Source organism: Acinetobacter sp. TUM15071 (genome assembly GCF_008980925.1).
Lineage (GTDB): Bacteria > Pseudomonadota > Gammaproteobacteria > Pseudomonadales > Moraxellaceae > Acinetobacter > Acinetobacter dispersus.
The window spans coordinates 1-428 of the sequence record NZ_BKGB01000079.1 but is presented as its reverse complement, the minus strand read 5'-3'; the positions used below and the strand labels follow the sequence as shown (position 1 = coordinate 428).

Genomic DNA, 428 nt, shown 5'->3' with positions numbered 1-428 from the left:
TCTTCGATGTCGCGATTGCAGAGCAGCATGCTGTAACACTTGCAGCAGGAATGGCATGCGAAGGGCTAAAACCTGTTGTCGCCATTTATTCAACATTCCTGCAGCGTGGTTACGATCAGCTTATTCATGATGTCGCATTGCAAAATCTTGACGTGACTTTTGGTATTGACCGTGCAGGCTTGGTTGGTGAAGATGGTCCAACGCATGCAGGTGCATATGACTATGCTTATATGCGTACTGTGCCTAATATGGTGATCATGGCACCGAAAGATGAAAATGAATGCCGTCAAATGCTTCATACCGCCTATGCCTATAATGGCCCGGCTGCGGTACGTTATCCGCGTGGTGCAGGTGTGGGCGTCGAAATCCAAAAAGAGATGACTGTTCTTGAATTGGGTAAAGCTGAAATTGTTGCAGAAATTAAAGCA

At 46.5% G+C, this 428-nt stretch carries 1 pseudogene; it reads left to right on the top strand.

Annotated elements, in window-relative coordinates:
- A pseudogene (locus GBI66_RS19330) lies at positions 1 to 428 on the top strand (1-deoxy-D-xylulose-5-phosphate synthase); the annotation flags it as partial.